This is a genomic window from Bacteroidales bacterium (assembly GCA_035299085.1).
Taxonomy (GTDB): Bacteria; Bacteroidota; Bacteroidia; order Bacteroidales; family UBA10428; genus UBA5072.
Window position 1 is genome coordinate 72483 of sequence record DATGXG010000027.1, and the last position, 19653, is coordinate 92135.

General features: G+C 42.4%; 16 protein-coding genes. 7 read left to right on the plus strand and 9 right to left on the minus strand.

Features of this window, described 5'->3' with window-relative positions; all coding sequences use genetic code 11:
- Positions 1–58 precede the first annotated feature (58 nt).
- The 4 genes from VK179_09000 to VK179_09015 all read right to left on the minus strand — a co-directional run bounded on the left by VK179_09000 (position 59) and on the right by VK179_09015 (position 5960).
- Positions 59–1735, minus strand: a complete 1677-nt coding sequence (locus tag VK179_09000; GenBank protein ID HLO58864.1) for a serine hydrolase domain-containing protein — start codon at positions 1733–1735, stop codon at positions 59–61.
- Positions 1736–1834: 99 nt separating this feature from the next.
- Complete coding sequence (locus VK179_09005; protein HLO58865.1) at positions 1835–2731, minus strand: slipin family protein; 897 nt, start codon at positions 2729–2731, stop codon at positions 1835–1837.
- A complete protein-coding gene (locus tag VK179_09010) occupies positions 2721–3101 on the minus strand; it encodes a GntR family transcriptional regulator (protein HLO58866.1) in 381 nt (126 codons plus the stop codon). Before VK179_09010 ends, VK179_09005 begins: the two co-directional genes overlap by 11 nt.
- A gap of 99 nt (positions 3102–3200) precedes the next feature.
- Complete coding sequence (locus tag VK179_09015; protein HLO58867.1) at positions 3201–5960, minus strand: phosphoenolpyruvate carboxylase; 2760 nt, start codon at positions 5958–5960, stop codon at positions 3201–3203.
- Between the two features lie 58 nt (positions 5961–6018).
- On the opposite strand from VK179_09015, the gene VK179_09020 reads away from it, so the two are divergent.
- From VK179_09020 to VK179_09045, 6 genes are read left to right on the plus strand one after another with little or no spacing between them, the layout of a single operon-like run.
- Positions 6019–7773 carry an ABC transporter ATP-binding protein gene (locus tag VK179_09020; GenBank protein HLO58868.1) on the plus strand — a complete coding sequence of 585 codons (1755 nt, stop codon included), beginning with the start codon at positions 6019–6021 and terminating at the stop codon, positions 7771–7773.
- Complete coding sequence (locus VK179_09025; protein ID HLO58869.1) at positions 7757–9520, plus strand: ABC transporter ATP-binding protein; 1764 nt, start codon at positions 7757–7759, stop codon at positions 9518–9520. Before VK179_09020 ends, VK179_09025 begins: the two co-directional genes overlap by 17 nt.
- A 56-nt stretch (positions 9521–9576) precedes the next feature.
- The gene (locus VK179_09030; protein ID HLO58870.1) at positions 9577–10893 is read left to right on the plus strand and encodes a gluconate:H+ symporter; all 1317 of its coding nucleotides are present in this window, start codon (positions 9577–9579) and stop codon (positions 10891–10893) included.
- A gap of 3 nt (positions 10894–10896) precedes the next feature.
- Entirely contained in the window at positions 10897–11361 is a 465-nt protein-coding gene (locus VK179_09035) for a RidA family protein (GenBank protein ID HLO58871.1), read from the plus strand.
- A gap of 7 nt (positions 11362–11368) precedes the next feature.
- A complete protein-coding gene (locus VK179_09040; protein ID HLO58872.1) occupies positions 11369–12472 on the plus strand; it encodes a D-TA family PLP-dependent enzyme in 1104 nt (367 codons plus the stop codon).
- A gap of 10 nt (positions 12473–12482) precedes the next feature.
- Positions 12483–13553 (plus strand): membrane dipeptidase, encoded by a 1071-nt coding sequence (locus VK179_09045; protein HLO58873.1) that lies wholly within the window; start codon positions 12483–12485, stop codon positions 13551–13553.
- Between the two features lie 2 nt (positions 13554–13555).
- Here the strand turns inward: VK179_09045 and VK179_09050 are convergent, their stop codons facing one another.
- The 4 genes from VK179_09050 to VK179_09065 all read right to left on the minus strand — a co-directional run bounded on the left by VK179_09050 (position 13556) and on the right by VK179_09065 (position 18320).
- A complete protein-coding gene (locus VK179_09050) occupies positions 13556–14536 on the minus strand; it encodes a hypothetical protein (GenBank protein ID HLO58874.1) in 981 nt (326 codons plus the stop codon).
- 128 nt (positions 14537–14664) lie between these two features.
- Entirely contained in the window at positions 14665–16770 is a 2106-nt protein-coding gene (locus tag VK179_09055) for a M3 family metallopeptidase (GenBank protein ID HLO58875.1), read from the minus strand.
- 82 nt (positions 16771–16852) lie between these two features.
- Positions 16853–17755, minus strand: coding sequence for a YihY/virulence factor BrkB family protein (locus tag VK179_09060; GenBank protein ID HLO58876.1), 903 nt, complete (start codon positions 17753–17755; stop codon positions 16853–16855).
- Between the two features lie 4 nt (positions 17756–17759).
- Positions 17760–18320 carry a DUF3347 domain-containing protein gene (locus VK179_09065; protein ID HLO58877.1) on the minus strand — a complete coding sequence of 187 codons (561 nt, stop codon included), beginning with the start codon at positions 18318–18320 and terminating at the stop codon, positions 17760–17762.
- Positions 18321–18495: 175 nt separating this feature from the next.
- Here VK179_09065 and VK179_09070 point away from each other — a divergent pair, with 175 nt between their 5' ends.
- Complete coding sequence (locus VK179_09070; GenBank protein HLO58878.1) at positions 18496–18960, plus strand: DUF4395 domain-containing protein; 465 nt, start codon at positions 18496–18498, stop codon at positions 18958–18960.
- Here VK179_09070 and VK179_09075 read toward each other — a convergent pair whose 3' ends face one another.
- On the minus strand, positions 18961–19638 hold the full coding sequence (locus tag VK179_09075) for a response regulator transcription factor (GenBank protein HLO58879.1): 678 nt from the start codon (positions 19636–19638) through the stop codon (positions 18961–18963). It abuts the gene before it with no gap.
- Between the last annotated feature and the right edge of the window lie 15 nt (positions 19639–19653).

Consider the following 19653-nt stretch of genomic DNA (forward strand, 5'->3'; position numbering starts at 1 on the left):
TACCGTTAACTGATCACTGATAACCGATTACTAAAAACGGATTACTGATCCCTGATCCCTACTTAACCTTATCAAACCTCATATTATTAATCCGGCTTGAAGACACATTCAATCCTATAATCGCACTTTTATCATCTCGTGTAAATTCAACTTTATTGAAGAACCATTCCCAAGTCGATAATACATCCTTTTTAACAATATCCAGGGTGAAATCCTCCTCGCGCGGATGACTGACTACAAGTTGCTTATTGTGCACAGTAAGGGTATAGGTTGTGTTTAATTCAGGACTGTAATAATCGCCGGCATATTCATCCAGATTGATTTGAGACGGATCAAAATTAACCACTCTTGTAGCGGTTATTTTCTGTCCATTCAGCACTACATTGATGCTGTTAAAACGACCATTATTATCAGGAATGAATGTCAGTGTTGCATTCATTGCAGGTAATGAAAAATCCGCGACTGACGTCCGGGTTAGGAGTTGTTTTCCTATCTCGGGGTTTGTAGCATATAACTTGCTGTTTTCTGTTACAATCTGAAACGTGTAACCTGGTCTCAGAAGATAATCTCCGCAATAGGCGCTGAGTATTTTTTCGTCTCCCCTGTATTCTTTTTCACTTACAAGAATAGGAATAGCGTCATCAGAAATTTCGGAGGTGAATTGATCTTTAAGATAAATATCCGTTATCTTTTCAGCCATGCCGGCCGGATCAAAATATCCGTTATTGCTGAGTACAATAACTGAAAAATGCTGATCAGGAAACCTGCATATATAAGCCCTGTACCCTGCATCTGCGCCGCCATGACAAATATATGTAAGGCCCTTGTATTTCAGGATGTCCTGGCCCATTGCATAAGTTATCGCTTTCCCGTTATTCAGGGCTCCGCAGGTATTCATTTTCTCAATGATTTGTTTGCTTCCGACAACGGGATTCTCGAAATTAGAAACCCATTTGGAAAGATCTTCTACTGTGGTCAACAGACTTGTTGCCCCATAAGTGCCATAATTAAGCAAGCTCTTCTTAAAATTCTTACCATCGGGATAATAAGAGTAGGCGCGGTTTTTACAAACACTTTCCTGGTTTTCATTAAAGAAAGTATTGGTCATCCCAAGCGGTTTGAAAATTCTCTCTGATGTGAATTCAGCAAATGTTTTACCTGAAACCCTGGCTACCACTTCGGCCAGTAAAGTGTATCCTGAATTCGAGTATACATGCTCCTCTCCCGGCATGAAATCGAGGTTTTTCTGCATGCATACCAATTTCAATATTTGCTTCTGGGTAATCACATCATCCAATCTCCAGCCTGCAAGAGTGAGAAGTGTCCATTGATCCCTGATTCCGCTTGTATGCCAGGCAAGATTGTTTAAAGTAATTTTGTGACCATAATCCGGAAGTTCCGGGATGTACTTTCTGACATCATCTTCCATTGAAAGTTTACCATCTGCCTCAAGGAGCAATACGGCAAAAGCAGTGAATTGCTTCGAATCAGAAGCAATATGGAAAACCGTTGAAGGAGTGATAGGAATATCATATTCGAGGTTGGCTGAACCATATCCCTTACTAAATACAATTTTGCCATTTTGAACAACAGCTACTGCGGCGCCGGGTGTTTGAATGTTATTCCACTCATCAAACAATTTGTCAACCTGCTCACCGGGAGTTTGTGCTTTTATAGAAAATGCAAAAATACTGATTGCCAGAAAAGGCATTAATGATTTGGGTATTGTTTTCATGTTGATATTTTGATAATTAGATGCAACAGAAAACAAAATTCCATAAAAAAACCAGGACACCCTCCGAGGGTACCCCTACCCTCGGAGGGTGAGGATAGATTACTCCTTACCCTCTTCTTTCATCTGGATTTTTCCGAGCGAGGCAAGTCCGCCAAGGACTCCCAGGTTCATAGAATCAAGAGCGGTACTTGGCACTATGATCATGGAGCTTTTCTCTTTCAGGCCTTCGCCTATCAGGTTCATGGCCCGCAACTGAAGAGCTACAGGGTTGTTCATGTATTCCTGGCTGGCCTTGGCAAATTTCTCGGCAATTTCTGTTTCGGCAGTTCCCAGGATTACACGTGCACGTCTTTCCCGCTCGGCCTGTGCCTGTTTACTCATGGCATCAGCCAGTGCCTGCGGAATTGTGATATCCTTTATCCCAACATTCTGGCAGGTAATTCCCCAAGGGTTTGAAATTTCATCCAGGTAAATCTGCAGATCATGTGCAATCCGCTCCCTGTCCTGCAGTAGTTCTGCAAGCTCATGTCTGCCTATAATATCCCTTAAACCGGTTTGAGCCACATATTCAATCGCGTCGTTATAGTCCTGCACTTCAAGGGCAGCCTTTTCAACATCCCACACTGTCCAGTACAACACAGCCACAACGTTTACAGGCACTGTGTCTTTTGTGAGTGTTTGCTCGGCTTTAAAATCGGTTACCCTGATTCGCTGGTCGACATAATTCATTATTTTTTCAAAAATCGGGATTATAAGGAATATGCCCGGTCCCTTTAAGCCCCTGTATTTACCCATTCTGAGCACAACTGCCTTCTCCCATTGATCCGCAATCTGTATGGATGAAGAAACCAGGATCGAAACCAGGATCAATGAAGCCAGCCAGGGCTCAGTGATCATTTTTAAATAGAAAAGAGCAAGGCATCCTGCAATCAGAATGATGAGGAAAGTCAATGAAACAGAATTGAAATAGCTTTTCGAAATAATTTTAGTTTTCATGTTCTTTATGATTTGAAAGTTCAGATATGAGTTCATCAATGGTAAATCCGTAGTTCAGGGCAATCGTGATAAATTCCCGGCAAATCTCATGAAGCTTGTTGTGTTTTTCTTTGCTGGTTATCCCTATATCACTGCGGTTAATAAAGGTTCCAGTTCCCTGGTGCGTTTCAAGGATGTTCTGTATTTCGAGTTCCTTATAGGCCTTAGCCACTGTGTTAAGGTTGACTTTAAGCTCAACCGCCAATGCCCTCACAGTGGGTAACTGTTCTCCTACCTTTAATTTACCGGTAGCAATACCGAACTTGATCTGATCGATTATCTGCCGGTAAAAAGGTGCTCCTGTTTTAGGATCCAATGCAAATTTGATCATGGTTAAAGTAATATTTTATTATTGTATTATATAACTAGTACAAATATACTATAGGAATTTTAATTGTCAAATAATTATTAACCTTTTTTCTGATTTTTTTTACCCAGTATTTCCTATTGCATTGGCAATGGCATTGATGCTCTTCAGTATTTCAAGAAGTACGGCTTCGCCTTTCTCCTTCTCACCTGCCAATTTCAATGATCTCCATTTTCTGAGCAGCATAACCTGGTAACGGTGCAGGTACACCAGTGGTTCCGAGCGGAACAGTGTTGAATAATAATGATTGGTACGCCTGACCTCAAGGGGTCGTTGAATGATCATACCCATCATTTCCCTTAATTTGAAAAGTTCATCTGTAATCATTGTCAGAATCACTGTCCGGCAATTCTCATTCTCTACAAGTGAAGAATACAATGCCATTATCTCTTCATCGGTGGCGGCCAGACTGGTGTCAATATTAGTAAACATGTACCTTACAAGGACATCGTGCACTACGAATTCCCTAAGTTGACTGAATTGATCAGGCATCTCTGATTTCAGTTTCTCAAGGGCGGTTCCTATGCCATACCAGCTAGTAATGTGAAACCTTGACTGGCTCCAGCTGAAAACCCATGGTATAGCCCTTAAATCAGCAAGCGTATGTGTACCCGAGCGATGACTGGGCCTGCTCCCTATCCTGCTGGATTCTATGGCATCAATCGGAGTTGCATGCGTAAAAAATTCCATAAAACTCGGGTGTGATATAAGTTCATGGTAATGTTGTGAACTTACATCGGAAAGGAACTGAAGTATTTTTGCTCCCGGATGAGGTTCAGGATTTTGACGTGCCTGAAGCAGGGTGTTGGTCACAGTCCCGGCCACCAGCAACTCCAGGTTATAAGCAGCATTTAAAAGATTGGCATATTTCTTTTCGATAATCTCACCCTGCTCAGTGATACGGATCTGTCCTGTCAGACTTCCCGGCGGCAGCGCTCTCAGAAACCAGTGGGTAGGACCGGCTCCCCTGCTAATGGTTCCACCCTTACCGTGAAAGAACCGGATGTTAATATTGTGTTTTCTTCCTACTGCCGCAATTTTTTGCTGTGCCGTATAAAGGTTCCACATACTGGTCATCAATCCACCGTCTTTATTACTGTCACTATAGCCGATCATTACATCCTGTCGCATATTGCAACGATTACTTACTTCCATCTGTTTCTGAAGCGAATGTCTGACAATTGGAACAGACAGGTATTCATCGAGGATTGAATCACTTCTGACAAGGTCATCGATAGTTTCAAAAAGCGGCACAACATGAAGCAACATGAAATGTCCTTCATCTGACTTTTGCCACAATCCGGTTTCCCGGGCAAACAGATAAGGTATCAATAAATCACCCACATTACGGGTCATACTGATAATTATATTCCCGAGCGATGAGGATGTATACTTTTCAGTATGACGTTTAAGCACCCTGAATGTATTAATAACCGATGAGGCCTCATCAGGAAGATCCCAGGATGAATTTGAAAATGGCCGAGATGATTTCAATTCCTGTAACAGGAAATCAAGTTTCCTTTCATAATCAGATTCACTGAATTTCAAGTCCAATGCTGCCGCTTCGATCAGCTGTTCCATGGCCAAATCATGAATACGCGAATTCTGGCGTATATCCAGTCGGGCCAGGTGAAAACCGATGCTCTGAACCAGCCGGATCAGATCACGAACCTCTGACCATGCAATTGCAGAAGCACTGTGAACGGAAAGATCTTCCTGCAGCATCTCAAGGTCGGATATCAGCTGCCCTGAATGCCTGTATGAACCGGGTAAATCAAGCAGTTCAACAACTTTTTCACGACTGAAATCTACAGGAAGCCGAAGTATAAGGAGGTTTACGTAAAGCCGGTATGCTTCATTCCTGTACCTCGATTTAAGAAGTGGGGCATTTTCCCGGGCTTCATCAAGGTATTCGCTTATTTTTGATCTGATTTTTTCAGATACCTTTTCGGGTGAAATGTAAAAACTCAGATTTTTTGACAAAACTGAAAGTTTGGCTTTAATTATTTCAAATGCATTCATTCTCAGGGTGATCAATGTTTCTTCAGTGATTTCGGGAGTCACCAGCGGATGCCCGTCCCTGTCTCCCCCAACCCAATCACCAAATGTGATCCTGGGCAACAGGTTGGTATGGTTGATTGATTTCATATCAAAACCAACTGATTCCCACGATTGAATCAATTTATGGTCAATAATGGGTATGACTTCAGGAAACACATTTTTAAGATAATGAAGAACATTTTCGAGTTCTGACCTGACATCAGGTTTTTCAAGAAAGATTTCACCAATCAGCCAAAGCTTATGCAGTATCAATTTTATATTCTGCCGTATCTCATCCTGTTCATTCCTGGTATAGGTAGAATTTTCACGTTTCACTACAAGCAAATACAGGTTACGGAATTGTTCAAGCACCTCAGGGCGTTTGGCTTCCGTGGGATGCGCCGTAAGCACGGCTTCTACCTGTGAATCGTTAAATACGGCAAGAATTTCTTTTTCTGAAAAACCTGCATCCTTAAGAATTTTGAGATTATTACCCCAGGAACCATTAATACTTGAAAAATCATCAGACTCTTTTTTACGCCTGTTCTGCACTGCACCGTTAACCTCAACAATATTCAGAAGCTGGAAACTGATTGAATAAACCTGAAGGTGCTTTTGAGTATAATGTGTTTCAGATGCATAATTGCCGGTCAGCCATGGTATCGATTCAGCAAGCGAATGTTCATTCTGTTCTTCCAATACCTCCTTAAAGCACCGCAGTAAATATTCGAGATCCGCGTATGGCTTCCCTAGTTTTTCCTGTATTAATTTAAGATTATTCATACAGCCATCTATGTAAATTGTTGTTACTTTTGCATCCTTCAATCATATAACAAACTTCATGGCCAAAAGAGTAAAAGGCGAATCCATTGATAAGGAACATAAAGAATCTATATTCTCACTGCTCAAACCTTATCGCAAAATGGTTATCCTGCTTATCTTTTTTGCGTTACTGGGTAATACTTTCAATCTATTCATTCCAAAAATCATCTCTTCAGCTATCGATTCTTTTTCGGCACATTCGATCGATTTTAACCGCACGATGATTTACTTTATTATAGCAACTGTATTCATCTTTTTGTTCAGTTACTTTCAGAGTTTAATGCAAACCTATGTTTCTGAAAAAGCTGCGAGAGATATCCGTACTCAGATCACAGATAAGATATCCAAACAAAGTTATTCTTTTATTATTGAAGCGAATCCCTCCAAAATTCTGACTAATCTCACAGCAGATGTCGATTCAATAAAACTATTCATATCACAGGCAGTGGTGTCGATGTTTTCATCCGCTTTTATTATTATCGGTGCCAGTGTACTGCTAATTTCGATTAACTGGCAACTTGCTCTATGTGTAATGGCTATTATCCCTCTTATCGGCGGTGCCTTTTACCTTGTCCTCCGTAAAATCAGGGTGCTCTTCAAGAAAAGCAGGGAGGTGATCGACTGGCTGAACAAGGTTATCAATGAAAGTATCCTGGGAGCCGCCATTATAAGGGTTCTGAATTCCCAGCAGGCTGAAAACAGCAAGTTCATTGCTGCAAGTGGTGCTTCCCGCGACCTTGGATTCTTGATTCTGAATTTGTTTGCCAGCCTCATTCCTGTTATTTCCTTTGTAAGTAACATGGCGCTGCTTACCATTCTGGTGCTGGGCGGGCATTTTGTAATCACAGAAAAGATGACGATCGGTGAATTTGCCGCTTTCAACAGCTATATAGCCATTCTGATATTCCCTATTATCATAATAGGCTTTATGAGTAATATAATTGCACAGGCATCAGCTTCATACCAGCGGATACAGCAAATACTGATGGCCCCCGAACCAGAAGACAGGGGAAATCTTGAAGGTTTTTCGAAGGGAAATATATTGATAAAAAATGTCAGTGTTAATTATGGCGAAAAGCCTGCATTGAAGGACATTTCAATAAACATCCCTGTAGGTTCCAAAACTGCAATTATAGGGCCTACCGCTGCCGGAAAGACACAGCTTCTTTATTTACTTACGGGTTTAATAAAGCCTGACAGTGGATCCATTGAAATTGACGGCCAATTGATTGACAATTATAAGAGTGATTTTTTTCATAAACAGATCGGATTTGTATTCCAGGACAGCGTGATCTTTAATCTGAGCCTGCTTGAAAATATTGCATTTAATGACGCAGTCACAAAAGAGGCGTTGGATAAAGCCATTGAAACAGCTGAATTAAAGAGCTATATCAGTACTCTGCCCGAAGGGATGGAGACGCTCATATCAGAGCGCGGTACTTCACTTTCAGGCGGACAGAAACAACGGATTATGCTTGCCCGTGCACTTGCTCTTGAACCATCTGTTTTATTGCTTGATGATTTCACTGCCAGGGTGGACAGAAGAACCGAGAAGAAAATTATGGAAAACCTGCTCAGAAACTACCCCGGCATAACGCTGATTTCTGTAACCCAGAAGATTTCGGCCGTTGAAGATTACGACCAGATCATCCTTCTTATGGAAAGTGAAATCATTGCAAGAGGAACCCATGATGAATTGATGCGATCCAGTCCGGAATATGTTCAGATTTATAATTCGCAGAGAAGCACAAGCCATTATGACGTACAATCTTAATATAGGAACAACAGAGCCGGGAAAGAGGACTAAGACTCTTACTGCGCTCAAGAAGCTTGCTGTTATTCTGGCAAATGAGAAGAAGAACCTTGCCCTTGCACTTTTTATTGTCCTTATCAATGCTTCACTATCCCTTTTGGGACCTTTTATCATCGGTCATACTATTGACAAGTATGTGGTAACACGACAGTATGCAGGCGTTCTTAAATTTGGCTCCCTGCTTTTGGGCATTTATCTGGCTTCTCTTGTTACAGGTTATCTTCAGGCTAAATTAATGGGAGGCATCGGCCAACGGTTGCTTTTTAATTTGAGAAATGACCTGTTCCATAAATTGCAGGAACTTCCCATCGAGTTTTTCTATGCAAACAAGGCAGGAGACTTGATTTCACGAATCAACAACGACACCGATAAACTGAACCAGTTTTTTGCCCAGTCGCTTGTTCAATTTATGGCCAGTATTTTTATAATGACGGGTGCCGGTATCTTCCTGCTAACAATTAACCCTCTGCTTGGAGGTGCGGCATTGGTGCCCGCTGTTCTGATCCTGATATTTACCCGGGTGATCACTCCCTGGGTTAAAAGCCGGAATGCAAAAAACCTCACAAGCACCGGGAATCTTAGTGCTGAAATCCAGGAAATCCTGGGCAATTTCAAAGTAGTGGTTGCCTATGACCGTCGGGATTATTTCAGGAAAAAATTTGGTGTGGCCAATGATCAGAATTACAGGACAGCCATCAGGGCCGGTATAGCCAATAACCTCTTCATGCCGGTTTACACCTTCTTTTCCAATACAGGTCAGATGGTGGTTCTCGTGTTTGGTATTTATCTTATCTCTACAGGACGTTTTACTATAGGGCTCCTTATAAGCTTTCTCAGTTATGTCAGCAGTTTTTACAACCCTTTGAGGCAGCTGGCAGCTTTATGGACAAACTTTCAGATTGCACTGGCCGGATGGGACAGAATATCAGTTATTCTGAAACTTGAAAACAACCTTGTTATAAAAGAATCGACTCAGCAGAACTGTGATCCGGCATATGTTGTATTTCGACATGTTTCGTTCAGTTACCCGAACGGTAAGGAAGTGCTGCATAATGTGAACTTTGAATTTGAAAGAAGCAAAACATATGCTCTCGTTGGACCTACCGGTGGAGGAAAAACAACGACTGCATCGCTGATTGCCAGGCTTTATGATCCTTCGAAAGGAAAAATATTGCTTGACGGGAAAGACCTGAAATCTTACACTCCTGCTGAAAGGACCCGGAAAATTGGTTTCATTTTACAGGAACCCATTTTATTTACAGGTACTGTTAGAGAAAACCTTGTATACGGTCATGATTTTCTTTCATCTGCTTCACAAGAAACTTTGCTGGATGAAATCAGGCAGGCCGGTTTGGAAGAATTGCTTCAGCGATTTGAAAAGGGCCTCGACACCCAGATTCAAACAGGCGGAGATTCGATAAGCCTGGGACAAAAACAATTGATTGCCTTTATGAGGGCTGTTCTGCGTAAACCGGAACTTCTTATCCTGGATGAAGCCACTGCAAATATTGACACCATTACCGAACAGCAGCTTGAATCAATTCTTAAAAAGCTTCCGGAATCTACCACACGCATTATCATTGCCCACAGGCTTAACACGATTGAAAATGCGGATGAGATCTACTTTGTGAACGGCACAAGGATTGTAAAGGCAGGATCGATGGAAAATGCGGTTCAATTGCTGATGGAGGATAAACATATAAGTTAATTGTAATATCTTTATGTCAGCGGTTGCTGAAACCGGAAAAAATTAAAACCTGACCTATGCCGCTGATGATTGTTGCCCTCGGGATCATTCTGCTTATCATCCTGATCACCGCTGTTAAGCTTGATACCTTTATTTCATTCATTCTGGTATCCCTGCTTGTTGGAATTGCCGAAGGGATGAACCTGCCTGACCTGATCAAATCGGTTGAAAAAGGAATCGGTGATACGCTCGGGTCACTCATAATGATCCTCGGATTCGGAGCCATGCTTGGAAAGCTTGTAGCTGAAAGCGGGGCGGCGCAACGTATTTCATCGCGGCTCATAAGTCTTTTCGGATTGCGCTATATCCAATGGGCGCTTGTGATCACCGGATTTATTGTAGGTGTTCCCATGTTTTATAATGTGGGATTTGTGATTATGGTTCCTCTTATTTTCACTGTTGCCGCATCTACAGGATTGCCGCTATTGTATGTCGGAATCCCGATGCTGGCCTCGTTATCGGTTACCCATGGTTTCCTTCCGCCACACCCCTCCCCGTCTGCCATTGCCGTAATGTTCAAGGCCGATGTAGGGAAAACCCTTTTATATGGAATCGTTATCGCCATACCGGTTATTATCCTGGCAGGGCCCTTTTTTGCCAGAACTGTAAAAAACCTTCCTGCAAGTCCTCTTAAAGAATTTGTGAATCCGAAGGTATTATCGGATGAAGAAATGCCTTCCCTTTTCATAAGTGTATTCACTGCCATTCTTCCTGTTCTGCTTATTTTAATCGCCACAATAGCAGGATTTACTTATTTAAAGGATACACTGGCCGGCCACATTATTAATTTCGCTGGTTCTCCTCCCATTGCTCTTCTGATTTCGGTGCTGGTTGCCATTTTCACGCTCGGACTTAGCCGGGGTTCTTCGATGAAGGAAGTCAATAACCTGATTGGTCGCTCGGTTTCAGCCATTACAATGGTTTTGCTTATTATCGCAGGCGCCGGAATTTTTAAACAGGTTCTGACAGACAGCGGTGTGAGCGGGTATATTGCCGAAATGATGAGCCGATCAGGCATGTCACCCCTGTTACTTGGCTGGCTCATTGCAGCAGTAATAAGGGTAAGTGTAGGATCCGCAACAGTAGCCGGATTGACAGCCGCCGGTATCATATTACCCCTTGTAACAGCAGGAGGTGTAAACGCTGAATTGATGGTACTATCCATAGGGGCCGGAAGCCTTATGCTTTCACATGTTAATGATGTAGGTTTCTGGATGTACAAGGAATATTTTAACTTATCTGTGAAGAATACTTTTCTGAGCTGGACTGTTATGGAAACTATTGTAGGTGTTTCCGGACTGATCGGGGTATTAATTCTGAACCAAATAATTTAAACCATGAATACTAATGTAGAAGCCAGACTTGAAGAACTGAAAATTGTTTTGCCTCCCGCTCCTAAACCGGTGGGTGTTTATAAACCTGTCCTGATCATTGATAAAATGCTTTATGTTTCCGGGCAAGGCCCGATGCGCAATGACGGAAGTCTTATTACCGGAAGACTCGGAGACACCATGACCCTTGAAGAAGGTAAGCTCGCCGCCAGGCAGGTAGGACTTACCATGCTGTCGACAATAAAAACCAAAATCGGTGACCTGAATAAAATAAAAAGGATTGTTAAGGTTATCGGTATGGTAAACAGCACACCCGATTTCGGCCAGCATCCGGCAGTTATAAATGGGTTCTCGGAGTTAATGGCCGAAGTTTTTGGTGAAGATGAAGGGATTGGAGTGAGGAGTGCCGTTGGTATGTTTCTTCCCATGAATATTGCCGTTGAAGTGGAGGCTTCATTTGAACTTTACTGATCGGTTTATGCAGAATTGGTACGAGTTATATGATCTGAGCATGATACAAACCCCTGCCCTGCTCATCTATCCTGACCGGATAGAGGAGAACATCCGGCGCATGATCAGAATAGCAGGATCACCTGAAAGGTTACGGCCCCATGTAAAGACACATAAGATGGCTGAGGTTATAAAACTTCAGATCCGTCATGGCATTACAAAATTCAAATGCTCAACCATTGCTGAAGCTGAAATGACCGCACAGGCCGGTGGTAAAGATATTCTTCTTGCCTTTCAGCCGGTCGGGATCCAAATGATCCGGTATTTTGATCTGATTGCTCATTTTCAACAGGCTACTTTTTCAACAATAGCCGATAATCTTCTTGTTATTAACCGGTTGAATGAAACAGCGGGCAGTAAGAACATCAAGATTAATGTCTGGATAGATATCAATAATGGCATGAACAGGACAGGTATTGAACCTTTGCTTGCAGCAGACCTTTACATGAAAGCCTCTGAAATGCCGAATCTTAATGTGGCCGGCCTTCATGTTTACGACGGGCACATTCATGAGCACGAAGTTCTTAAAAGAACGGATATTTGTAACACTGCTTTCAGGGATGTGAGCCGCCTGGTATCAGGCATCGTTGCATCGGGCCTGAGCGAACCGGCAATCGTTGCAGGCGGAACTCCTACCTTCCCGGTTCATGCTAAACGAAACAAGACGGAATTGAGCCCGGGGACCTGCCTGCTATGGGATTATGGTTACTCGGTGAATTTCAGCGATCTTGATTTCCTTCATGCCGCTGTAATTGTTACAAGCGTTATCAGTAAGCCTTCGGAAAATCTTCTGTGCCTTGACCTGGGCCATAAGGCCATATCCGCTGAAATGCCTCATCCACGACTTAAACTGATGAACATTGAAGTAAAGAATTACGTGAATCACAGCGAGGAGCACCTGGTTATTGAAACTCCCAGGGCTGATTTTTTCAGTCCGGGCGACAAATTCTACGCCATACCCTGGCATATATGCCCCACGGTTCCAAGATACCCGTTTGCCCTGACAGTAAAAGACGGCAAAGTTTCAGGGGAATGGAAGATTGATGCACGTGACAGAAAAATAACAATATAACTCTGCAGAAATGACGGATCTGATCATTGACGGGCACCTTGATCTTTCGATGAATGCACTCGAATGGAATCGCGATTTTACACTGGGTATTGAAGCGATCCGGCAGAGAGAAAAAGGAATGACTGACAAACCGGATCGAGGCCGGGGAACCGTAAGCTTCTCTGAAATGAGGAAAGGTAACGTCGGCTTGTGTTTTGCCACCCAGATTGCACGCTATGTAAAACCAGGCAGCCGGTTGCCCGGCTGGCATTCACCGGCCCAGGCCTGGGCAATGACGCAGGGCCAGCTGGCCTGGTACAGGTGCATGGAAGAGGCCGGTCACATGGTTCAGATCACCGGCAGAGATTCTCTTGAAAAACATCTCAGCAAATGGGAACAAGACAAAGAAAATACCCCGATAGGTTATCTACTGAGCCTTGAGGGAGCCGATTCTATAGTAAATCTGAAATACCTTGAAATAGCCTGGAATTATGGTTTACGGGCGATCGGTCCTGCTCACTATGGCCCGGGAACTTATGCCGGTGGAACAGATACCACAGGAGGACTGCCTGCTGCAGGTAAAGACCTTCTTAAAGAAATGGACCGGCTGGGAATGATCCTGGATATCTCTCACCTTAATGATGAATGTTTTTTTGAAGCGCTGAATATCTACAAAGGTCCGGTTTGGGCCAGTCATAATAACTGCAGGGAGTTTGTACCGCACAACAGGCAGTTATCCGACGACCAGATTAAGGAATTAATAAGGCGTGATGCGGTGATCGGCATAGCCCTTGATGCCTGGATGATGGTTCGCGATTGGAAAAGAGGTGAATCCACACCTGAAAATACAGGGGTAAGCCTCAGACATGCGATTCGTAATATTCAGCACATTTGTGAACTGGCCGGAAATTCAAATCATGCAGCGATCGGCTCCGACCTGGATGGTGCATTCGGAAAGGAACAGAGTCCTGTTGAAATTGATACCATAGCCGATCTCCAAAAAATTACCGGGTTGCTCCAATCTGAAGGATTCAGGCAACCCGATATTGAAAAGATTATGCATGGAAACTGGATCAGGACTCTTAGAAAAAGCCTGAAATAATATCACTGCGAATTGCCGTCCCAGCCTGCTATTCGTGCCAGCAAATACCACATGGCATAGGCCTTACGATTTGCTGTAATGTGCTGGGTATTATGTTCACCGTATGTCACCTGACCACCAGGACCCGATTTATTGAAAAAGTAACCATTCCCTTCTGTATTCTCATCCTGCCAATCCTGGTAGAAGTTTCCGCCGTATAAAACGGAATTTCCGTTATCATCGGCATCATTCCAGTATGTTCCATCCATATCATGAGTGTCGATACCAAAATAATCAAGACACAGGTATCCATGGGCATTACAATAACCTATGATAGTATCTGCCTGGCTTTTTGGTTGCCTTTCACCTGGATTTGAATTCCCTTCGGCATGCCCCGTCATAAAAATAAACGTAACCGGGTTTGCTCGTTGTCCTTCACCGGTTCCGATTTTGCTTCCTCCCTGTGCATATTCGCTGATGAGTTGCTGCATACCCGGAAGATAATTTTCAGTTACATAATGACCTGATATGCTGCACCATGACCACATAATAACATTGATCTCAGCATTGTCAGGATCATCAAGATAATTCCGAGTTGTCTGGATGAAAGCGGTCTCATCCCTGCTCAGATCGGCAGCGTCGACTCCTTCTTCGGCATATGATGAAAGAGCATAATCACGGAAATCAAGTTTACCCGGTTGGTTTTCTGCAATTCCGAATAACACATCATCTCCGGCCTTATAATCCTGTAATCCATATAAACCGTAAGATACATGTGTGCCATGTGATGTATGCTGGTAGGCAACATGCAGGTTATTGCGGGCAGCTGTAATATATTCCTCAGGAATGGAGCGGAGCATGTCCTCAGTGGCCACCTGGTAGCTCGCTACTGTTACACCTGCGAAATGTTCGTCTCCGGGATCCTTGTTTGGGCCATCATCCTTCTCACAAGACAAAAGAATGGATGATAAAATCAGAATGGTGAACAAATAAATGATTTTCATAACGGTGTTTTGTTTAATGTTTTAACAAAACGTTTATACGATATATCTTATTGTCAAGTTACTATATATCAACAAAAAACCCTCATAAACAATGCTTATGAGGGCTTATTAAAATAGAATATATAATATTATTTCAATCCTCTTCTTTTAAGTAACGGTTCAACGGAAGGATCTGCGCCTCTGAATTTTTTATACTGAATCATACCTTCATCATCACCGGATTCGGCAAGGCAGTATTTTCTGAATTTTACTGCCAGTTCATGGTTATAAATATCACCTGATTCCTTGAATGCACTGAAGGCATCGGCATCCAGAACTGCTGCCCAGATGTACACATAATATCCTGCAGCATAACCACCGTCAAAAATATGGGCAAAATACGTGCTACGATACCTGGGAAGGATTTCCGGGATCAATCCTACTTTATTCATGGCTTCTTTCTCAAAATCACGAACGCTGCCTTTGAGAGAATCGCCTATTGTATGATAATCCATGTCAAGAAGTGATGCAGCAAGGTATTCCACGGTTTCAAATCCCTGGTTGAAAAGAGAGCTTTTCTGAATCTTGGCAATTAATTCCTCGGGAATAGGTGCACCTGTTTCAAAATGCTTTGCATATGACCTCAGCACTTCAGGTTCACCGGCCCAGTTTTCCATAATTTGCGAGGGTAATTCAACATAGTCGCTCGGAACACTTCCCGCCGTCCTGTAAAAACTTCCCTGTGTAAACAATCCATGCAGGCTATGACCGAATTCATGGAATAGTGTGGTTACCTCATCCCACGTGAGCAATGATGGTGAACTACCTGATGGTTTTGTAAAATTGCATACAACTGAAACCACCGGATCTATCCTTTGTCCGTTTTCGGTAATTGCCGAGCGGAAATCAGTACACCAGGCGCCTGCTCCCTTACCGGGCCTTGGATAATAATCAAGATAAAGAATTCCGAGAGGTTTGCCATCCGCTTCCTTTACTTCAAAAGTTTCAACATCTTTTTCGTAAACCGGCAGGTCAGTTCTTTGTGTAAAGGTAATTCCATACAGTTTATTAGCCACCATAAACATTCCATCCCTTACACCGCTGAGCTTAAAGTACGGCCGGAGCTGACTGTCGTCAAGATCATATTTTTCTTTCCTTACTTTCTCAGCATAATACCACCAGTCCCATGGTTGAAGTTTAAAATTACCTCCTTCGCGGTCAATTAATTTCTGCATTTCTGCCACTTCTTTTTTTGAATTCGGTAATGCCGGTTTCCATAATTTCATGAGAAAATCATAAACATTGCCGGGTGTTCTGGCCATATTCTCTTCAATCACATAATCGGCGAATGTCGGGAAACCAAGGATATTAGCCTTCTTTACCCTCAGATCAACGATTTTTTTGACAATTTCGTTATTATCATTGGCATTGCCATTATCTCCACGCATGAAATAACCCCTGTATAATTTCTCGCGTAAGTCTCTTTTATTCGAATATTGAAGGAAAGGAATCCAGCTTGGTTTATCAAGTGTGAATATCCATCCGTTTACACCGGCATTTTTGGCAGCTGCAGCTGCGGATTCCCTTACTCCTGCGGGAAGCCCGTTGAGATCAGCTGAATCTTCAATGATAAGTTTAAAGTTCTTATTTGTTTCTGCGAGCAGGTTTTCGCCAAACTGCAGTGAAAGCATAGACAATTCGGCATTTAGTTTTCGCAGTTCCTCTTTTTTATCTGCAGGTAAATTGGCGCCTCTTTTTTCGAAATCATGATAATATTTTTCGGTCACCCTGATTTGCTGTGAATCAAGACCAGATTCGTTTCTTTTTTCATAAACCGCTTTGATACGCTGGAAAAGTTTTTCATTCAGATAGATGTCATCCCTGTGTTTTGACATCATCGGATCAATATGCCTGGCGATTGCCTGCATCTGATCATTTGTATTGGCGCTGTTAATGTTGTAAAAAACTTTCGAAACCCTGGTCAGAAGTTTGCCGGACCTGTCGTAAGCGAGAATTGTATTATTGAAATCAGGAGCGGAAGCATTATTCACAATTTTATCAATGTCTTCATTTTCCTGTTTAATGCCTTCTTCGAAACCAGGCACATAATCTGTGGTGTCAATCTTATCAAATGGCGGAACCTGGAAAGGAGTCTGGTATTCCGTCAGAAATGGATTTTCGTGCATAGTCTTCTTTTTACATCCTGAAAGCAGGATCAGCAATGAGGCTGCAAAGATAAATGGAATGCTTTTCATATTGTAATTACTTTTTGAATGTTAGGGTGAGAACAATTCGCAAAATAAGATGAAAAGCATCTAAAAAATATGACTTATGGCATTATACCAGTTTATGTGGTTGTTCCTCTTTTACGGCATATGGAGCAGGAGGAGCTTCCCCATAGTGTTCCGTGTTGTAAACCTTTGTAAAAACACTTCCGAAAAATACAATCATGGACGAATAGGAAGTCCACAGCAGGATCAGCACAATGGATCCCGCAGCCCCATAGCCTGATGCCGGATTTGCCTTACCGAAATAGAGACCAAGTGCAGTTTTTCCGAGCGTAAATAATAGAGAAGTAACGAAGGCGCCTACCCAGATTGTCCTCCACTTGATTTTTGCATCCGGAAGAAATTTAAACATCAGTGCAAATAAAACGGTAATCACAGCCAGGGAGAAGATAAAATTGAGTACAGCGAAAATTACAAGTAATGAATCACTCAAATGCTGCCTTACCCAATCGCTCAGGGCTGAAAGTACAGATGATACCACCAGTGAAATTAGCAGCAGGAAAGCGATTGACAATACAAGGCCAAATGAAAAAAAACGGACTCTCAGGTAGGTAAGAATTCCCGATTTCTTTGTGTCTGCCTTAACATTCCAGATATTATTCAGTGATTTTTGAAGTGCTGAAAAAACGGCTGTTGCACCCACAAGGATTGAGATAATTCCGATAATCGTTGCCCAGATAGAATCTTTGCTCTGCGAAGCACTGGCCATCATCTGCTGCACCTGTTTGGCAGTATCCTCGCCCATGGCGCCTGATATTTGTTTCTGCACCTGGCCGGTAACTGCCTCATGTCCGAAAAAGTATCCGGCCACTGTAACAACAACAACCAGCAGACCCGGCAATGCAAAAATCGCATAATATGCAATTACAGCTCCTTCACGAAACGGATCAAGATCCATCCATGTCTTAAACGTCTTTTTAAATATTGCGCCTAAACCTTTAAATATCGACATAACTTTATAGTTTCTCTCCTTTAACGCCATCAGCAGGCATACTTTTACCAAAATACGGATTATGGTTATCGCCATTCTCACTGATCCAGAATGCGCCTTTGCCGTCATTAAACATCGGGCAATTCAATTTATACAAACTATCAGAATATTTGTCCGATTTAAACAGGTCATAAATATCCCTGCTCAGAAAATCGAAATGTTCCCGCTGGTGCGCTATGTTCCCTTTGCTTTTTCCAATATGCTCCGCATGCTCTGAAGCATCATCAAGGATTTCGCCATTTGATTTATCAGAGGATTTTGCTTTATATTCCATAAGAACACTTTGTAGCTTATCACCGGCCTTTGCGGCGCCTGCATCGTTGTCCTCACCTAATGAATTTTTCAGAAGCAAATAATTCTCTGCAATAACATCTAATGAAACCACACCCATGGTTGTATTCCTCAATGAGTCAGGTGTCTTCACGGTATCCTGGTTGTCGGGATGATTTTCCGGGCTTTGTTTATTCATATTGCATGAAGTGAATAGCTGCGCCAGCAGGAAAACCGGAACAATGTAGTTTTTCATGACCAGAAGTATTTGGTTTACAGATAATACAAATAAACATCTAAATTGTTCGGATTGGCAGGCGTGTCCGCATACCCATTTTACGGTATGCGAAATACCGCTTTGATGTGATTTCATATAACCGGTATAGCCTGTATTTTTGCATTGAATACATGTAATTTTAACACAAAGAGAGATGGTACTTAATAAAACTTATGCAATCTGTCCTGTATCGGCAACAACGATCAATGAAAAAACGGCAAGGCTGAACGGAGGTTTTACCCTGCTGTTACTTATCATATTCGCAATGACTCAAAACCTCATCCCGGTTGTCTTCCTGGCTTCCGACTTTTTACTGAGATCATTGCAGCTTTCCAGATACAGTCTTCTGACCTATTTATCCAAAGGAATATCACGCCTTTTACTGCTCGATAAAAAAATGATCAATGCGGGTCCGAAAATATTTGCTGCACGGGTAGGACTGATATTTAGCATAGGCATACTGATAGCCGGGATAGCCGGGTTACCATCACTTTCTTTAAGCCTTGCCGCAATCCTTGGATTGTTTTCATTCCTTGAATCCGCTTTGGGCATTTGTGTTGCCTGTATGATTTATCCCTGGCTATACAGGATCCTGTATAAAATCAATTACACGGTTTAATTAAGAAGCAAACCGGTATCCAATCCCTGATTCGGTGATAAGTAAAACCGGATGTGACGGATCATCTTCGATTTTCTTTCTTAATTGAGCCACAAATACCCGCAGATATTGTGTTTGCTCAAGATAAGTATGACCCCATATTTCCCTTAGGATATACTGATGTGTAAGGACCCTACCTGCATTCCGGGCTAAAAGACATAATAAATTAAATTCTGTATTTGTCAGCTTTAAATTGATGCCTTTCTTTTTTACAACAAAGTCCGGAATATTTATTTCAAGATTTCCAAAAGAGAAATTCTCTGCACGCTCCTCTGAATTTTTTTGCCGTAATGCAGAACGGATCCTTGCAAGTAATTCCCTGCTTCGGAAGGGCTTTGTCAGATAATCATTTGCACCATGATCAAGAGCGTTCACCACATCCTCTTCAGCGTTCCTGACAGATAAAATGATTATTGGTCTATTATACCATGTTCTGAGTTTTTTTAGAATTTCAAGACCATCTGAATCAGGAAGTCCGAGATCAAGGAGAATGGCTGAGGGCTGATAATTGGCAGCAGCTATTAACCCTTCCCTGCCATCACCGGCCTTAAATATCTTATATCCGTTTGAAGACAATGTAATATCCAGGAGATGTCTGATTTGGATTTCATCATCGATTATGAGGAGCGAGTTTTCCATCAGATATATGTCTTT